Below are 15,264 nucleotides of genomic sequence, written 5' to 3'. Positions count from 1 at the left end.
TATATTTTCCGTTCTTTAAAAAATGTTCTCAGGATTTGTTTTCCTTATCTAAATCTGAAAAACTCTTCCTGATTCTCCCTGATCTTTTCTTTCAAACGTATTAGAAAATTCACTGTTTAGGTATTTAGGTTCTTCGCCCCAACATAAAAGCTGCTCTTTTGTCGATTGGTAAACCTGCTCAATATGATTGCGCTCAAATGTTTCCATGTACATTGGAGAATCCTCTGATAAAAATACTTGTTGTGTGTACTGTGTTGAATTAGCTGTTTTCATAGTAGTGAAATATTTAAATTTGATTTTGCAGCAACGATGATTTTATGTTTCTGCTTTTTTTAATTGTGTTTATAGGGTATATTTAATCAAAAAGAGTTCTGATTTTTTTCTTGTAATCAAACAGATTTATGAGAACTCTTATGCTTAAACTCAAAACCAAATTTAAAAAGAGACGTATTGATATATTTATATAATTTTAGATTTTAGTTATTTAATCTTCAGTAGTTTGGGTGTGGTAATCGTAAGAAATCGTGTATTATGCGGACATAAAAAAGCTAGTTCTGTAAACAAGCTTCTCTATTTTTATAATTCGAATTAATACTATTTTATAGTAAAGTCATTCTCTTTTAATGCTTCGGCAACCTTTATCACAACTTCTGATCTGTGTTTGCCATCTGTCACAGTGCGATCAGTTTTTACCCAATAGCGAATGTTGATTTGTATCGTATTTCCTGTAATGCCCGATACAACTGCAGAATTAGAATAGCCTTTGTCAACTACGGCAATATCTGTTTTCATGACGTTAGCAATAATTTCAATCGCTTTTCTGTAATCTGATCCGTATTCAAGACCAATGGTAAAATCCTGCAATAAATATCCTTCGCTGTTAAAATTAACCAGAGTGTTTTTGATCAAAAGAGCATTTGGGATATAAATATTTTTACTGTCACTTTTTACCTGTATATCACGAAGGTTCAATGCTACAACTTTTCCTTTTACGCCGTTGCTTTCTATAATATCACCAACAGAAAATGGTCTTTTGAAAGCCAATAGAATTCCGGCAAGAAAGTTTTCGCCAATATCTTTAAGAGCAAATCCTATTACAAATGCTGATATTCCTGCACCGGCCAAGACACTTTGTGCTACACCGTTAAGACCAATAACGCGAAACATAAACAAGAGTCCAATGATAATAAGAACAGCCTTGATTAAATTGGCGATAAAAGTAGCCAATAACGGATCATGCATTCTTGTCTTTAATTTGCGATCGGCAAATACTTTTACACGTGCTGCAATAAACCATGAGATTAAAACAACCAGAATGGCCAATAAAATTTTTGGAGTAATATCTACCAGACCGTAATAATATCCTTCGATATGCTTGAGAATGTCATGAAAAAAATTATCCATAATAATACATAGTTTGCTTTGTACTAAAATTAAATTTTCATTTTTATAATTGACTTATATAATTCTTACTGTTTATTATAAAATTTTATCTCCTTGTTTTTAGTCTTGTTAAGTTTGACAATTGGAATTTTTGCAAACCAGCAATTATAGACAAATCAATTGATTTTTATACTCAAAAAGTTAGCCGGCAGGATAAGCGGAAATAATCAAATAGGCAATAATTATCATATTCATTACAAAAATCACTACCGTAATTACCGTTAACATCATGGTAGAATACAAGTATTTTCCCTGTTCCAGAAGTTTAGAAGATTGTCTGTATCTAAAATACGACAGCAATATGGTAATGGCTCCGGTGATTACCAAAGCAATCCCTATTAAAATAGTAGATCCGTTTTTAGGAAGGTCAGGTTCCTTAAAAAATGTAGAAGGAATCTGATTCACAAACAAAGAAAATTTTACGATAACGAATCCAAAGACCATAATACCAATTCTGGTTCTGATCCAGGACAAAAATGTTCTTTCATTTGCCATTTGGTCATTTGCCAAATTTTTATTTTCGTTGTCCATATTTTTAAAAATTATATTATAAGAACCATTTAGGGCAATTCACAAAAAATTAATTAAACACATAGTTCCCAAGACCAATGACAATAAGTAAAGAAAATAGCTATAATGCTTTTGCAGAATAAATCTCACGAAAGTCGCAAAGAATATGTATCTGAACTTGAGCGCTTTGCGACTTTGCCGATTTTTTTAGTAATAATTGTATATAAAAACTTAATTTATGACTTAGGGACAATTGTTAAAATATAATTGCACCTAAGAGGTTATAAGATTCTAATCTCAACCTGCGCCACCCTGAACCCAATGAAGTGCCTGATCGTAAAATTCTTTTTTGAACCCGCGAAAATTACCGGGCACTACATAACCAAATGCATTGGTAAAAGAAATAGCTTTTTCTGAGTTGGTGACGATGGCGGCTCTGTTCCACTTCCCGAAATTTTTAAGACCTATAAAAGCGTCTTCGAGCCACGCTGTTGCCGTAAAATTTTCGAGATCAGTATCAATTAAAAATAGAAAGTTGATTTCGTCAATTTGTTCTACCAGATTTTTTACCGCAGGTGCGATTATCGTTTTGTAATCGTTTGCCGTGACCTCGCCAAGAGCCCTGAAAGCCACTACATTTTTGGGTGCATTAAGTACTTGTATCATCCGTATATTTATTATTATTATTATTATAATTATTTGAGTTTTGGTAAATGAATTTTTTATTTGATATGAATCTGACTCAGATTTGTTTTTGCAGGACCGTTTGTTACCACGCCATCGCAAGAGAAACGTGAACCGTGGCAAGGGCAGTCAAAAGATTTTTCGTCGTTATTCCAATTAACAATACAGCCCAAATGCGGACAAACTGCCGAAAATGCTCTTAAGCTATTGTCATAATCGCGATACACCGCAATTTTTTTGAGTCCTGAGGATAAAATTCCCCCTTCGCCATGATTAAGATCTGCTACATTTTTTAAGTCAGATGCCGCAATCCAATCCAGATATTGTGCGGCTGTATTTCCGGCTTCTTTGGCAAAATCTACAGCAGTTTTCAAAGTAATTCTGGACGGATTGTAGAGATCTTCCCATTTGTTTTTAATTCCCAAAATACTATCACTTATAATCAAGGCGCCAATCGTAGCATGCGTCATTCCGTTGCCTGAATCTCCCGTGATGATATAAATATGATCATCACCGGGATTCTTGCCCATAAATCCTAACGAATCTACAGGTTCCATAACCTGACCGGACCATTTGTACGTGATCTCTTCAAGCGCGGGAAAATAATTTTTTGTCCATGCTTCGAGTCTTGCGTATCGTTCTGATTCTGAAATGCCTTCTTCGTCTGCCTGACCAGTTTTATGATCTTCACCGCCCGAAATCAATAAATCGTATTGATCATCAAAACTTTCTAAGCGCACATAATGATAAGGTTGAGAAACCCATTTAGAATCTGCATCGCCAGTATCCCACCAAAGCGGATAAGGTAGTTTTCCTTTTGGGATTTTCCCGGCAATAACATAAGTTCTGTAAGCAAATTGTTTGGTATGCATTGTGAGCGTATCATTGACCGGAGTATTTGTAGCCACCACAATATCCTTGGCCGAAAAAGTATAACCATTAACTATGGCACCGTTTTTAGTTATTTTATCAGCTCGTGCTTCGGTAAATATTTGTCCTCCAAGCGCAACAATTGCCTGTGCAAGTCCTTGTAAATAATGCAGAATATGAAATTGTGCCTGATTATAAAAAGCCAGACAATTTATTCCTTCACCACCTATTATAGCAGGAATATGATCTAAAATACCCGTATTTAAACCTGCATTTTGCGTAGCTTCAAATTCTTTTTGCAAATTTTTCTCTTTGTCACTTGGGTGAAGAAATAGATAGCCATTTACCCTCATAAAGTTGCAGTCAATATTGAGATCCTTTACATTTTTTTCGATTTCATCAATTGCTGCAGTATGACTTTCGGCAGCCAGTTTTGCGGCTTCTTTTCCAAAAGTATCTTCGAGAAAATAATAACGGTCGTCTAATGCAGCAGTCAAGTGAGCTGTTGTACGCCCAGTTTCGCCACTTCCTATAAAACCGTCCTCAACCAGAGTTACCTTTTTGCCCGCTTTTACTAATTTGTATGCCGTAGAAAGTCCGGCAATTCCGCCGCCAATAATTAATACCTCTGTTTCAATATCTCTATTGGGTTTATCAAAAGCAATTATCGCAGTAGAATCTATCCAAAAAGATACATTGTCTCCGGATGTTATATTGCCGGAGTCGAATTTGTCGTGTAATGGTGCCATATTGTTTGTGTTTAGTTTAACAGGCACAGAATTACTATCTAAAAGCCTGAATCTCTCAAAATTATAAAATGATGTGTGCTAGAGGTTTATAAAATATTGTAGGACTTTTATATGATTACCAGTTGTTTTATATGTAAGGATTTTTGAATAAAGTATAAGATTAAGAGGTTTAATATGAGTTACTTACAAGCCTATTAATTTTAAAAAGCTTAGTATGAAAGCAGCAGTTATACACGGACCGGGTTCCGTAAAATACGATACGGTCGATGACCCGAAATTACAGGCCAATGACGATATTATTCTTAAAGTAACTTCTACAGCAATCTGCGGATCAGATTTGCACATTTATTCAGGTGGTTTGCCACAGCCGAGGCCTATGGTTCTGGGACACGAATTTATGGGAATAGTCGAAGAAACGGGATCAGCAGTTACACATCTTAAAAGAGGCGATCGCGTTGTTGTACCATTTCCTATTGCCTGCGGAAATTGTTTTTTTTGTAACCACGATGTTCCCGGAAATTGTGAGCACAGTAATCCGGAACATTACGGACCGGAAGGAGGAATCCTGACTGAAAAAGGCGGAGCACTTTTTGGCTACACAGATCTTTACGGCGGTTATGATGGCGGACAAGCACAATATGTTCGGGTTCCTTATGCCAATTACGGACCAAGAGTTGTTCCAGACAGTCTGACAGATGAACAATTATTATTTCTAACGGATATTTTTCCAACCGGATATACAGGAGTAGATTGGGGAGAAGTAAAAGGAGGAGAAACCGTTGCCATATTTGGTTCTGGACCTGTGGGACTTATGGCTGCAAAAAGTGCCTGGCTTCGCGGAGCTGCTCAGGTCATTGTTGTCGATACACTTCAATACCGACTGGATAAGGCAAAAGCCACAACAGGATGTACTACTATTTTATGGGAAGATGGCGCCAAAGATGTTGTCGAGCAAATTCGTGCACTCACACAAGGACGTGGTGCAGATGTTTGCATTGATGCCGTAGGGTTTGAGCCGGAACGTAATCTTGGCGACAGAATCAAAGCGACGATTAATTTCGAAAAAGGATCTATTAAAGTATTAGAAGCTTGTATGAGCGCTGTAAGAAGAAGCGGTATTGTTTCGGTATTAGGCGTTTATCCTGTGAATTATGATAATTTTCCGCTTGGGCAATTTTTCGATAAAGGAATAATCCTTAAAGGCGGTCAGGCTCCGGCACACAAACATATCGACAAACTTTTAGAATATGTCGTTCAGGGAAAAGTACAACTGGATGATATTATCACACACAGACTTCCGTTGTCTGAGATTTCGCATGCTTATGATATCTTCAAAAAACGTGAAGACGGCTGTGTAAAAGTGGTACTCGATCCATGGCAATAATCACTTTATAAATTCAAACAAACAAAAGATTTTAGTATTGAATTTATAGCATCTGCATTATACTATAATCTCACAATTTATTATAAAATAAGGACAACGTATTGAAAATGCGAATCCTGTAAAAATGAAAAATAAATTTGTAAACGATAGAAAATCAGCTTCTTTAAATTTGAATTATAACTTAAAAATTTAAAATTATGAAAACTGCAACAAAAAGTACAACCAGTACAAAGAATACGACCAGTAAAAGTAAAACAGCAACTTCTGGTACAAAAGTTAAAGCGAAGTCAAGCGCTGCCGAAGGATTAAGAGAACTCTTTGTAGATTCGCTTAAAGATATCTATTGGGCAGAAAAAGCGTTAACCAAAGCGCTGCCAAAAATGGCAAAAAATGCAACTTCAGAAAATCTAATTACTACCATCAACGATCATTTGGCCGTGACTCAGGAACAAATAACAAGACTGGAACAAGTTTTTGAAATTATAGGAGAAAAAGCAGCAGCAAAAAAATGCGATGCGATGGAAGGACTTATCAAAGAAGGCGAAAGCATTATGGAAGAAACACAACCTGGTCCTGTTCGTGATGCTGGAATTATCGCCGCTTCTCAAAAAATCGAACATTATGAAATCGCTACTTACGGAACTTTAGCCGCATTTGCGGAAACATTAGGAGAGCAGGAAGCTGTAGAATTATTGAAAGCAACACTCGAAGAAGAAAAAGAAGCAGACACTTTACTAACAGATGCCGCGTACAATACCATAAATTTTGATGCCGCTGATGATGAAGTTGAAGAAAAATAATTTCTGATAACCTGTGTCAAATAATTGATACAGGTTTTTTTATTTAATTGTTTTTATATCAATTTCAAAAAATAAAAAGAAGCCGTCTCAAAACATATAATTTGAGACGGTTTTTTATTTGATGATGTTTTGATTTTTATTGGGTTAATTTTGAGTGGAGGCAAAAATTGCCCTTATGCTGCAATTTTCTTCCTTAAGTTGTGACCTAAAGCCATTAATCCGAACTCTAATTCAACTTTTTGAATTCCTTTTAAAGAAAATCGTCTAAATCCGTTATTATGCTTGAGTTGGGCAAACACAGGCTCTACATCGGCAGAGCGTTGCTTTCTTCTTTGTATTCCTATTTCACTTAGCAGTAATTCCCTTGTCCTTTGTTTATGCCTTTCAAGGTTATGGTTTCGCTCTATACTTCTGTTTCCCTGAGCTTTAAAACATTGACCTCGAAGTGAACAGCCTTCACAGTTTTTGGCCTGATAATGAGATAAGGTTTGGGTGTATCCTGCAGCTGTTGTTTTCTGGTTTTGATGTGTTTTATGCATTTTTTGTCCCATTGGGCATACATAATAATCTTCTTGCTCGTTGTAATGTAGATTTTCTTTGCTAAAAGCCTTGTGTTTCTTTTGGTAGTTTTGATCTTGTTCTTTTTCAAAAGTATTATATTTCACAAAAGCTTTGAGCTTCTTTTGCTCCAGATAATCATAGTTTTCTTCACTTCCATAACCTGCGTCAGTAGTTATCTCTTTTATCTTTTTAAATATTTTCTTGCCGAAGGTTTGTTCCAAATTTTCTAAATGAGGTTTGAGGGTTTTGGTATCGGTCGGATTTTGGTGGATGGTATAATGAACGATGATCTGATTTTGTGTAGATATCTGGGTATTATAAGCTGGCTTGAGCTGCCCGTTTAGCATATGATCTTCTTTCATGCGCATAAAAGTAGCCTGGGTGTCGGTTTTGCTGTAACTGTTTCTTTCCCCTAGAATAGCTTCTTGCTTTTCATACTTTTCAAGATTGGCAGTGAAATTATTTTTTATATAGCGTAATTTTGCTTTTGCTTTAGAACTTGCCTTTTCATTACCGGAGAGTTTTGCATCTATTTTAGCTACAGTTTTCTGAATTATCTCTTTACTGATTTCTTTGAATTCTGTTGGTTCCGGGTTTGGATCCTCTTCATTATTGATGCTTTGGGCATATTTCCATAATTCTTCCAACTGAGTCAGCATTTTAGCTTTGTTGGTTTTAATGCTGTTGCCCCACACAAAAGTGTACCTACCAGCCTGAGCTTCTATTTTTGTGCCATCTGTATAAATTTGTTTTAGGTTTACCAGCCCTTCTGATGCCAGCATTAAAACTACCTGCTTGAAGATTTCTTTAAAACTCTCTTTGAGTTTGTCACTTCTAAATCTATTAATTGTATTGTGATCAACAATAGTCATAGAAGTAAGCCACATAAAATTAATATTCTCGCGAAGTGCAAGTTCTATCTTTCGTGAAGAGTAAATATTAGTCATATAAGCATACAACATCACTTTGAGTAACATCTTGGGATGATAACCAGGATTGCCCTCTTTACTGTAGGCCTGTAAAAGAGGCTGGATATTTATTGACTCGACAATCTGATCAACTACTCGAACCGGATGTTTCTGTGGAATTAAATCATCAAACGAATAAGGCAAAAGTACCGTTTGTTGTTGGTTATAATCTTTGAATCTCATATATAATCAGTTACTTAACACTGATTAAATTTACAAAATTCTTAATAAAAATACAAATTAAAAAAAAGTAGCTGACTCAGTTTTGAGACAGCTACTTCTTGTTTTCATTTCTTTTAGGATCTTCTTCTTCGATATCAGAATCAGTACTAAATTCATTTTTTCTAAATTTGTCATGATTAGTCTCATCCCGGATAAATTCGTCATTTTGAATTTGTTCGTTACTCAATTCTCCAATTTCGAATTCTTTGCGATGCAATTCACTATCATCTAATTCGTTACTTCCTAATTTTCTGTCTTGATTATCAATTTCTAAATTAATATCAGATTCAAACAGGTCGTTATTTTTCAAATCATTTTCAATGTCTTGTTCAGTGATGTCTTTTAATTCACTGTCTGATTCATTATCCAGATTTTCAGAATCATAAGGATTGTTATTCAAATTTTCAGTTGCCTCGTCAGTAATTTGAGAATCCGAATTTTTAAAATTACGATCTTCCGTACTATTAAATTTGTTATTTTCTGTTTTCATAATAAAGGTATTTGTATTACTATTTTTTGATTTGTGCTACTTTCTTAGTTTCGATATTTGACTTTTCATTGCTTCTCGATGAGGTAGTCTTAGAAGCAACTTTTTTATTTGATGCTCTTGCACTTGTAGCAGTACTATTTTTATGATATGAAGTATCCATGATTTTACATTTAATTAATATTTACAAATCTAATAGAGTAACAAAGGGTTTACTTATAAGATTTTAAGGAATAATTGTATAATTGTCAGCTTGTTATGTTATTGGTAAACACAATGTTGCTATGTGTTTTTTATGTAATAGAACGATAGAAAATGTCTTAATTAAAAAAAAAGACTCTGACATTGATAAACTCCTTAAAAAAGAAAAAAAATACAAATGGAAATAATATAAGTATCATGAATTAAAATGTAAGATTTTTTTATTTTTAAATACAAAATTTGCTTTGAATGAATTAAAAAGTATTTATTAATTATTTGAAAATCAATATTATGAAAAAGTTATTATTAACATTCGCAATGATTATGATTGTAGGATATGCTTCTGCACAAGAAACTCCTAAATCAAAATCGAAAACTACAACGGACACAATCCATCAGGGAAAAACGCACAAAAGCACCCAGAAAAATTCGACAACTACCAATAAGACTGAGACAACAAAATCTAAGTCTACAAAAGGTAAAAACAAGTCGACAAATTCTACTTCTAGAGATAGTATAAATCGTCCAACAGGTCAGGGAACTCCTAAATAATCGGAGGAACTCGGTGTTAGTTTTTAGTCTAAGTATTCAGTCTCAGTCACAGTTTTGAGCTTTCAGTAAATATTCGCTGTATTATTTAAATTATAAATAAATACTATCACTGAAAAAACTGCGACTGAGACTACGACTGAAAAACTGCGATTGAAAAACTGCGACTGAAAACTAATACTTACCATATTATAAATTATTAAAATTAAAATTATGAAAACAGCATCCAAAATCAAAACGGGACTTTTAGTTGTTGTTGCCGGACTTGCATTTTCATGTTAAAAAAATGACGCTGCTACAACAAATAATCAGTACACAGATTCAACAGCCACTGAAACAACTGTTGATACTACCGAAATGGGAACAGATACAGTTGGAACAGGAACATCAGGCACGACCGGAACCGGAACTGTTACAGATTCAGCAACTGCAAAAGGTAAATAACTTAAGCATCTTACTTATGCTTTTATTAATTCTTGATTGTAAATAACCTGTAGTATATGCTACGGGTTATTTTTTTTTCAAGTAATAATTGAAAAGAATATGTTTTTTAGGGAATAAAATTCTATAAAATCTATTTGTTATAATGTAAGCAAAAGACGTTTTAAGATTTGAAATTTGTATAGCTAAATAATTATGGCAGAACGTTCTAAATTTTAAAATATTTGATTAATAGCATTGAGATTTTGAGTTTTAATGTTTTCACAACAATCAGTGACTCAATTCTTTTTTGCGTGTAATAAAAATTAATTTATCGAAAAACTACACCCGTTAATTCTTTAATACGGAAACTGAAAAATAATTATTGATAAAAAAAGCGAAATTATGCCATCAGAAATTATTACGGAATGCAGTAAAATTATTGCAGAAAAAGGTTTAAATATTGCTTTTGCTGAAAGTGCATCGCCGGGAAGACTTAGCGCAGAATTTTCTCTTACGCCAGATTCAGGAAAAATCTTAAGAGGAGGAATTGTATGTTACGAAGTTTTTGTAAAAGAACAAATTCTGAACGTCCCTCATTATCTTATTAAGGAATTTACGCCGGAATCTATAGAGGTGACAAAGTATTTGGCGCAACAAACCGCTCAGTTTTTTAATTCGAAAATAACAGTAGCAATAACAGGTCTTACAACTCCTGGAGGCAGTGAAACCAAGGAAAAACCTGTTGGCACTATTTTTCTTTATATAATAACACCAGCAGGAACATAAGCCACAAGGAAGTGTTTTCTGGCAATGCCGAAGAAATTGTACTCAAAGCTGCCGATCGTGCAGCATCATTAATCCAAAAGAAAATAAGTTAAACTAACCCATTAAATTATTACTACATGCAATCAATTTCACCATGGGCTGCGACAGTGCAGTCAGATCTGGAAAATAGCACGGTTTTGTGGGAAAAGAAATTCCGTGAGTATACCTTTCAATTATACAACACTGGCGATTCGTTATGGATCGTTGCATTATGGCCCAAACAGGGAAGAATGGCTTTTAGGGCAGCTTTTGGTTTAAACAGCTGTTTTGAAATAACCAATTTATTCGACGATGGTCAAACGACGGTAATTAATTTGACAACGAGAATTGGAAAATACGAAGTCACGATCGATTTCCCGAATGATTTCTCGCCATTAGTGCATTATAAAACATCTTTTAAATCAGATTTTCCGATCATGATTCCGTTTTGGCCACGTGATATTTTGCCTTTAACAGAAAAAGGAAATGTCGAAAATACCTTTGGAAACATCCATACACATCAGGTAGGAGCACGTTCAGGACTTATTTTTCTGAGTATGACAAAGCCAAAAACCGGATCGGTATTTTACTTTCAGGATTTAGGTTCTATGAGTGCATATTGTGAAGCAACTGAAACGTCGGTGGCTGAAACAGTAGGAGGAGACTGGCCGGAAATAGGTTTTCAATTACCGTTGACAGAAGATAAACCTCTGCCGGCAGATAAAGATTTTGTTTTATCAGATGCTTATGTATTATTTTCAGACCAAGTTGCCGAAGATGATATTCAGGTTACACATCAATTCTTAAATAATTTGGGTGAAGTGTATAAATCGCTTCCACACCCGAAAACCGAATATCACAAATGGCCCAAAATTGCGCAGAAATGTCAGGAAGATTTATACAATAACAAAGGCTGTTGGACACAAACAAACGGTGTTCCGTATTTGAATGCCTATTTGTGCGATTACAAAACGCCATCGGAAATTATGGTGCAGCTTGCTGTATTAGTGCCTTTAAAGGAATATATGGAATGGACCGGAGAAAAACATCAGCTTTTTGATGATTTGCAAAGAGGAATTCAGGCATTTTACGATCCTAATATAAAAACTATAAATCGCTGGCTTCCTGCTTTATATGATAAACTGGACGGATCAGAGGAACAAAAAGAGAAAATGGTAATGGATTCCTGGTATCTGCACCATCCGTTAATGAATCTTACCAGACTTGCCTTAAAAGGAGAAAAACTTGCCGAGAAAATACTATTAGATTCTATCCAGTACGCTATAAAGGTGGCGCGCCATTTTGACTACGAATGGCCCGTTTTTTATAGAATGGACACATTACAGGTTATTAAACAGGAAACCGTACCCGGGCAAGGCGGTGAGCATGATGTACCGGGCTCATATGCCCATTTAATGCTTTTGGTTTATGAATTAACAAAAGATGAACTTTATTTGCGTGAAGCAAAAAAAGCAGTCAAAAAATTGATGGGTCATGGCTTTCAAATTTTTTATCAGGCGAACAATACCGCTTTTTCTGCCGGCGTACTTTTAGAACTTTATAAAATAACCGAAGAAAAAATGTATCTCGATTTGAGTTATGCCTGTCTCGCAGGATTATTTAAAAACATGCAAATTTGGGATTGCCAATATGGTTTTGGAAAAAATTATCCCAATTACTTTTCTGTTTTTCCGCTTAACGATGCGCCATATAGTGCCGTATACGAGGAACATGAAGTTTATGCCAAATTTTGCGAATACATGATAAAAGCAGAAGGTGTTGAAATCCTGCCGGCCTTAAGAATTTTAATTCCAGAATTTATAAAATATTCCGTTACAAGAATGCCGTATTATTATCCGTTAAAATTGCCAGAAAATATGCTTTCTGATGAAGTGAAAACGGGAGAAATTCAACCAAAATTATGGATTCCGTTGGAGGATCTTTATACCGGTTGGGAAAAAAGCGGTCAGGTTGGTCAGGAAGTTTATGGTGGAGGTGTGGCTTTTGGTGTCGTGCCAAGACAATATTGCAAGGTTAAAGATGAAGACTTTTTGATATTTTTTGATTATCCGATAAAAGGCTTTAGAAAAGTTAAAAATACAATAACTTTTAAAACCTTAGGAAGTGAAGAATTCTACTGTAATGTCAAGATTATTTTTCCAAAGAAAATTTCGAAAAATCTAAAAGTTACCCAAAATAAAAAAGCAATAGAAAAAGAATTTTCGGGAGCAACAGTGCTCCATTATACGATACAAGGAAACAGTCAGGTAAAAATAGTGTGGTAAATCACTTTTGTTATTCAAAGTAATGTAATTAATTGTAAATGAAAATAATATAAAAGTTATTTGGGAAAATTATAAACTTTCTGCCAGAGGAATGTTTAGTTTTAAATAACGGAATATTAAGCGCTGTTGTTGACTGATTGATGTTTAGATAAAATGCTTAAAATGCCTTTAGAAAAGTGATACATTTTTAAATAAAAAAATATGAAAGCGATTATACTTTTAGCTACACTTAAACAAAACGGAAGATCAAATACCCAAACTCTGGTCGAATTTTTAGAGCCATATCTTGAAAAACAAAATATAGAATACGAAGTCATCAAACTTGCAAAACATAACATTCTGCCGGGCACTTATACGCACATGGAAACAAAAGATGACTGGCCGGAAATCTATGAGAAGATCACAAACGCCAAAATTTTGTTATTTGCCACGCCCATTTGGTGGAACAATCATTCATCTGAACTTCAAAGATGTATAGAACGACTTGATGAAGTTTATGATAAAATTCTGGCGGGAGAAAAATCTCCGCTTGAAGGGAAAATAGGAGGCGTGATCGTCACAGGAGATTCTGATGGAGTCGAACATATTACAGGAAATATTGCTAATTTTTTCTGTAGTATCGGAGTAACAGTTCCTCCGTATACTTCTTTGGGAGTTATATGGGAAGGACATTCTAAAGATTCTAAAAAGACAAAAAAACAGCTTTTGGATTATTATAAAAGAACATACGCCAAAGATGCCCAGGCAATGGCCGAATCATTAGCGAAAGCGGCAAAATAATAATTATTTGTATTGAAAATGAATTTGCAGATAAAGCATATCACTCACTAAAAGTATGTTATTACACGACTTAAAAAATTATTATTATGAAAAATTTAAATGAATATTTTGGATCAAACATACAACAAAAAAATATCGTGATTACAGGCGGTACAACAGGAATAGGAAAAGCCACGGCTGAATTGCTGCTTTCTCTTGGAGCAAGAGTGCTGATTTTCGGCAGGGATCATGAAGATTTCCATAATACTTATGAAGAACTTACCTCAAAATATCCTGAAGCCGAATTGTTTGGAACATCAGCAGATGTTACGAATGAGAACGACATTAAAAGGATTTTTGATATTGTAGATCTCAGCATGGGAGATATCGATATATTAATTAATAATGCGGCGCTATCTGCTGGAGGAATTACCAATAACGATGATTGGAAATACGTAGTGGATACAAATATCAAGGGATACATTGATTTTGCACAACAAGCTGTTGAAAGAATGAAAATACAAAAATCAGGACATATTGTTAATGTAGGATCGATGAGTGCCGAGAGAAAAAATCCGGAAAGCACAATTTATGTAACCACAAAATCAGCGATTCGTGGATTTACGGCATCACTTCGTAAAGAAATAAATCCCCTTGGAATAAAAGTAAACTTAATCGAACCCGGAGCCGTAATGTCTGATATGCAGCCCGGAACCAAAAAAGAACAACGCGAAAAAATAGAAAAATTAGAAATGCTAGACGCAGATGATATTGCAATGAGTATCTTATTTATTTTATCGCAACCCAAAAGATGTGATATTGTCAGCATGCAGATAAGACCGCATTTACAGCTTATTTAAAAACCAAATTTCAATCGTCGATCTCTGTTATGTCGGCAACAAGCCTAAATAATTTATTGCATGAAGCTCCAATTACGAGTTTTATTCTTTAATATTTAAACGGTTGCATAACTCTTATGTATTACCGTTAGTTTAATTCGATTGTCTTAATGGTAATTCATGACTCGTCTTCGACGGCAGCTATTGGTGCCAGTTTCTGCACTCTTTTTATCGCCTGCTCGCGGGAGAGCGTACTTGGAAAAAGGACACTTGTAGCAATCGTCTTTCCATTATTGGATTTGAGATAGAAATAAAGTTCCCATTCAGTACTGGTCTTTTTCTGAAATTTATTTGCCTGACCAGCATAGGACCGCAAACATTCAATGGTTTTTTTACAGCTTATTTTAGTTGTATATTCCCGGGAGTTCAGCAAGAGAGTTCCAGCCCTAGATTTGAGCTGTACCTGATACTTGCCTGCTGTTTTTCTTATAATTACAAATTTCCCCATTTCTTTAAGATTTATGGTTAATTTTTTTATCACTCGAGCAAGCTACTAATTTACATATTCAAATTGAAAAAATCAAGCAAGAATAAAAAAATAACGGTTTTATAACAGTTTTTTTAACATCGTACCTCTTGCGCCATCATTTTTGATTCATAGAAAGATACATTGCTGATAATCAGAGGTGCAGTCTCTGATTATCAGGCAAAAAATCTACTTGAAAA

16 protein-coding genes are annotated in these 15,264 nt (G+C 34.7%); 7 read left to right on the top strand and 9 right to left on the bottom strand.

Annotated features, from left to right (window positions below; genetic code table 11):
* Positions 1 to 48 precede the first annotated feature (48 nt).
* From QLQ94_RS21805 to QLQ94_RS21785, 5 genes are all read right to left on the bottom strand, one after another.
* Positions 49 to 273 (bottom strand): hypothetical protein, encoded by a 225-nt coding sequence (locus QLQ94_RS21805; RefSeq protein ID WP_271335760.1) that lies wholly within the window; start codon positions 271 to 273, stop codon positions 49 to 51.
* 321 nt (positions 274 to 594) lie between these two features.
* On the bottom strand, positions 595 to 1,404 hold the full coding sequence (locus QLQ94_RS21800; protein ID WP_271335761.1) for a mechanosensitive ion channel family protein: 810 nt from the start codon (positions 1,402 to 1,404) through the stop codon (positions 595 to 597).
* 180 nt (positions 1,405 to 1,584) lie between these two features.
* Positions 1,585 to 1,974 (bottom strand): YidH family protein, encoded by a 390-nt coding sequence (locus QLQ94_RS21795; protein WP_482498517.1) that lies wholly within the window; start codon positions 1,972 to 1,974, stop codon positions 1,585 to 1,587.
* Positions 1,975 to 2,250: 276 nt separating this feature from the next.
* Entirely contained in the window at positions 2,251 to 2,619 is a 369-nt protein-coding gene (locus QLQ94_RS21790) for a SpoIIAA family protein (protein ID WP_271335764.1), read from the bottom strand.
* A gap of 56 nt (positions 2,620 to 2,675) precedes the next feature.
* Complete coding sequence (locus QLQ94_RS21785) at positions 2,676 to 4,256, bottom strand: FAD-dependent oxidoreductase (RefSeq protein ID WP_482498515.1); 1,581 nt, start codon at positions 4,254 to 4,256, stop codon at positions 2,676 to 2,678.
* Between the two features lie 214 nt (positions 4,257 to 4,470).
* Here QLQ94_RS21785 and QLQ94_RS21780 point away from each other — a divergent pair, with 214 nt between their 5' ends.
* Both QLQ94_RS21780 and QLQ94_RS21775 read left to right on the top strand, forming a co-directional pair.
* A complete protein-coding gene (locus QLQ94_RS21780; protein WP_271335766.1) occupies positions 4,471 to 5,640 on the top strand; it encodes a zinc-dependent alcohol dehydrogenase in 1,170 nt (389 codons plus the stop codon).
* A 197-nt stretch (positions 5,641 to 5,837) separates the two neighbouring features.
* Positions 5,838 to 6,440, top strand: a complete 603-nt coding sequence (locus tag QLQ94_RS21775) for a YciE/YciF ferroxidase family protein (RefSeq protein ID WP_271335767.1) — start codon at positions 5,838 to 5,840, stop codon at positions 6,438 to 6,440.
* Positions 6,441 to 6,613: 173 nt separating this feature from the next.
* Here the strand turns inward: QLQ94_RS21775 and QLQ94_RS21770 are convergent, their stop codons facing one another.
* The 3 genes from QLQ94_RS21770 to QLQ94_RS21760 all read right to left on the bottom strand — a co-directional run bounded on the left by QLQ94_RS21770 (position 6,614) and on the right by QLQ94_RS21760 (position 8,841).
* Positions 6,614 to 8,152 carry an IS1182 family transposase gene (locus QLQ94_RS21770; RefSeq protein WP_482498513.1) on the bottom strand — a complete coding sequence of 513 codons (1,539 nt, stop codon included), beginning with the start codon at positions 8,150 to 8,152 and terminating at the stop codon, positions 6,614 to 6,616.
* A gap of 91 nt (positions 8,153 to 8,243) precedes the next feature.
* The gene (locus QLQ94_RS21765) at positions 8,244 to 8,681 is read right to left on the bottom strand and encodes a hypothetical protein (protein WP_482498511.1); all 438 of its coding nucleotides are present in this window, start codon (positions 8,679 to 8,681) and stop codon (positions 8,244 to 8,246) included.
* A 19-nt stretch (positions 8,682 to 8,700) separates the two neighbouring features.
* Positions 8,701 to 8,841 carry a hypothetical protein gene (locus QLQ94_RS21760; RefSeq protein WP_271335769.1) on the bottom strand — a complete coding sequence of 47 codons (141 nt, stop codon included), beginning with the start codon at positions 8,839 to 8,841 and terminating at the stop codon, positions 8,701 to 8,703.
* A gap of 329 nt (positions 8,842 to 9,170) precedes the next feature.
* On the opposite strand from QLQ94_RS21760, the gene QLQ94_RS21755 reads away from it, so the two are divergent.
* From QLQ94_RS21755 to QLQ94_RS21735, 5 genes are all read left to right on the top strand, one after another.
* Entirely contained in the window at positions 9,171 to 9,431 is a 261-nt protein-coding gene (locus tag QLQ94_RS21755) for a hypothetical protein (protein ID WP_271335770.1), read from the top strand.
* An 822-nt stretch (positions 9,432 to 10,253) separates the two neighbouring features.
* Complete coding sequence (locus QLQ94_RS21750) at positions 10,254 to 10,637, top strand: CinA family protein (protein WP_271335771.1); 384 nt, start codon at positions 10,254 to 10,256, stop codon at positions 10,635 to 10,637.
* A 116-nt stretch (positions 10,638 to 10,753) separates the two neighbouring features.
* Entirely contained in the window at positions 10,754 to 12,940 is a 2,187-nt protein-coding gene (locus QLQ94_RS21745; RefSeq protein ID WP_482498509.1) for a hypothetical protein, read from the top strand.
* 201 nt (positions 12,941 to 13,141) lie between these two features.
* Entirely contained in the window at positions 13,142 to 13,720 is a 579-nt protein-coding gene (locus tag QLQ94_RS21740; protein WP_271335773.1) for a flavodoxin family protein, read from the top strand.
* A gap of 86 nt (positions 13,721 to 13,806) precedes the next feature.
* Positions 13,807 to 14,559, top strand: coding sequence for an SDR family oxidoreductase (locus QLQ94_RS21735; RefSeq protein ID WP_271335774.1), 753 nt, complete (start codon positions 13,807 to 13,809; stop codon positions 14,557 to 14,559).
* Positions 14,560 to 14,716: 157 nt separating this feature from the next.
* Here QLQ94_RS21735 and QLQ94_RS21730 read toward each other — a convergent pair whose 3' ends face one another.
* Positions 14,717 to 15,046, bottom strand: coding sequence for a YegP family protein (locus tag QLQ94_RS21730; protein WP_271335775.1), 330 nt, complete (start codon positions 15,044 to 15,046; stop codon positions 14,717 to 14,719).
* Between the last annotated feature and the right edge of the window lie 218 nt (positions 15,047 to 15,264).

The sequence above is a fragment of the Flavobacterium sp. B114r genome, assembly GCF_056824125.1.
The sequence above is the reverse complement of the archived record's forward strand: the minus strand, read 5'-3'. Positions and strand labels throughout refer to the sequence as shown.

Coding starts and splice junctions, on each gene's coding strand:
- QLQ94_RS21805 (WP_271335760.1), bottom strand. CDS start 273: ATGAAAACAGCTAATTCAACACAGTACACACAACAAGTATTTTTATCA.
- QLQ94_RS21735 (WP_271335774.1), top strand. CDS start 13,807: ATGAAAAATTTAAATGAATATTTTGGATCAAACATACAACAAAAAAAT.
- QLQ94_RS21790 (WP_271335764.1), bottom strand. CDS start 2,619: ATGATACAAGTACTTAATGCACCCAAAAATGTAGTGGCTTTCAGGGCT.
- QLQ94_RS21745 (WP_482498509.1), top strand. CDS start 10,754: ATGCAATCAATTTCACCATGGGCTGCGACAGTGCAGTCAGATCTGGAA.
- QLQ94_RS21740 (WP_271335773.1), top strand. CDS start 13,142: ATGAAAGCGATTATACTTTTAGCTACACTTAAACAAAACGGAAGATCA.
- QLQ94_RS21800 (WP_271335761.1), bottom strand. CDS start 1,404: ATGGATAATTTTTTTCATGACATTCTCAAGCATATCGAAGGATATTAT.
- QLQ94_RS21770 (WP_482498513.1), bottom strand. CDS start 8,152: ATGAGATTCAAAGATTATAACCAACAACAAACGGTACTTTTGCCTTAT.
- QLQ94_RS21755 (WP_271335770.1), top strand. CDS start 9,171: ATGAAAAAGTTATTATTAACATTCGCAATGATTATGATTGTAGGATAT.
- QLQ94_RS21780 (WP_271335766.1), top strand. CDS start 4,471: ATGAAAGCAGCAGTTATACACGGACCGGGTTCCGTAAAATACGATACG.
- QLQ94_RS21750 (WP_271335771.1), top strand. CDS start 10,254: ATGCCATCAGAAATTATTACGGAATGCAGTAAAATTATTGCAGAAAAA.
- QLQ94_RS21795 (WP_482498517.1), bottom strand. CDS start 1,974: ATGGACAACGAAAATAAAAATTTGGCAAATGACCAAATGGCAAATGAA.
- QLQ94_RS21765 (WP_482498511.1), bottom strand. CDS start 8,681: ATGAAAACAGAAAATAACAAATTTAATAGTACGGAAGATCGTAATTTT.
- QLQ94_RS21760 (WP_271335769.1), bottom strand. CDS start 8,841: ATGGATACTTCATATCATAAAAATAGTACTGCTACAAGTGCAAGAGCA.
- QLQ94_RS21775 (WP_271335767.1), top strand. CDS start 5,838: ATGAAAACTGCAACAAAAAGTACAACCAGTACAAAGAATACGACCAGT.
- QLQ94_RS21730 (WP_271335775.1), bottom strand. CDS start 15,046: ATGGGGAAATTTGTAATTATAAGAAAAACAGCAGGCAAGTATCAGGTA.
- QLQ94_RS21785 (WP_482498515.1), bottom strand. CDS start 4,256: ATGGCACCATTACACGACAAATTCGACTCCGGCAATATAACATCCGGA.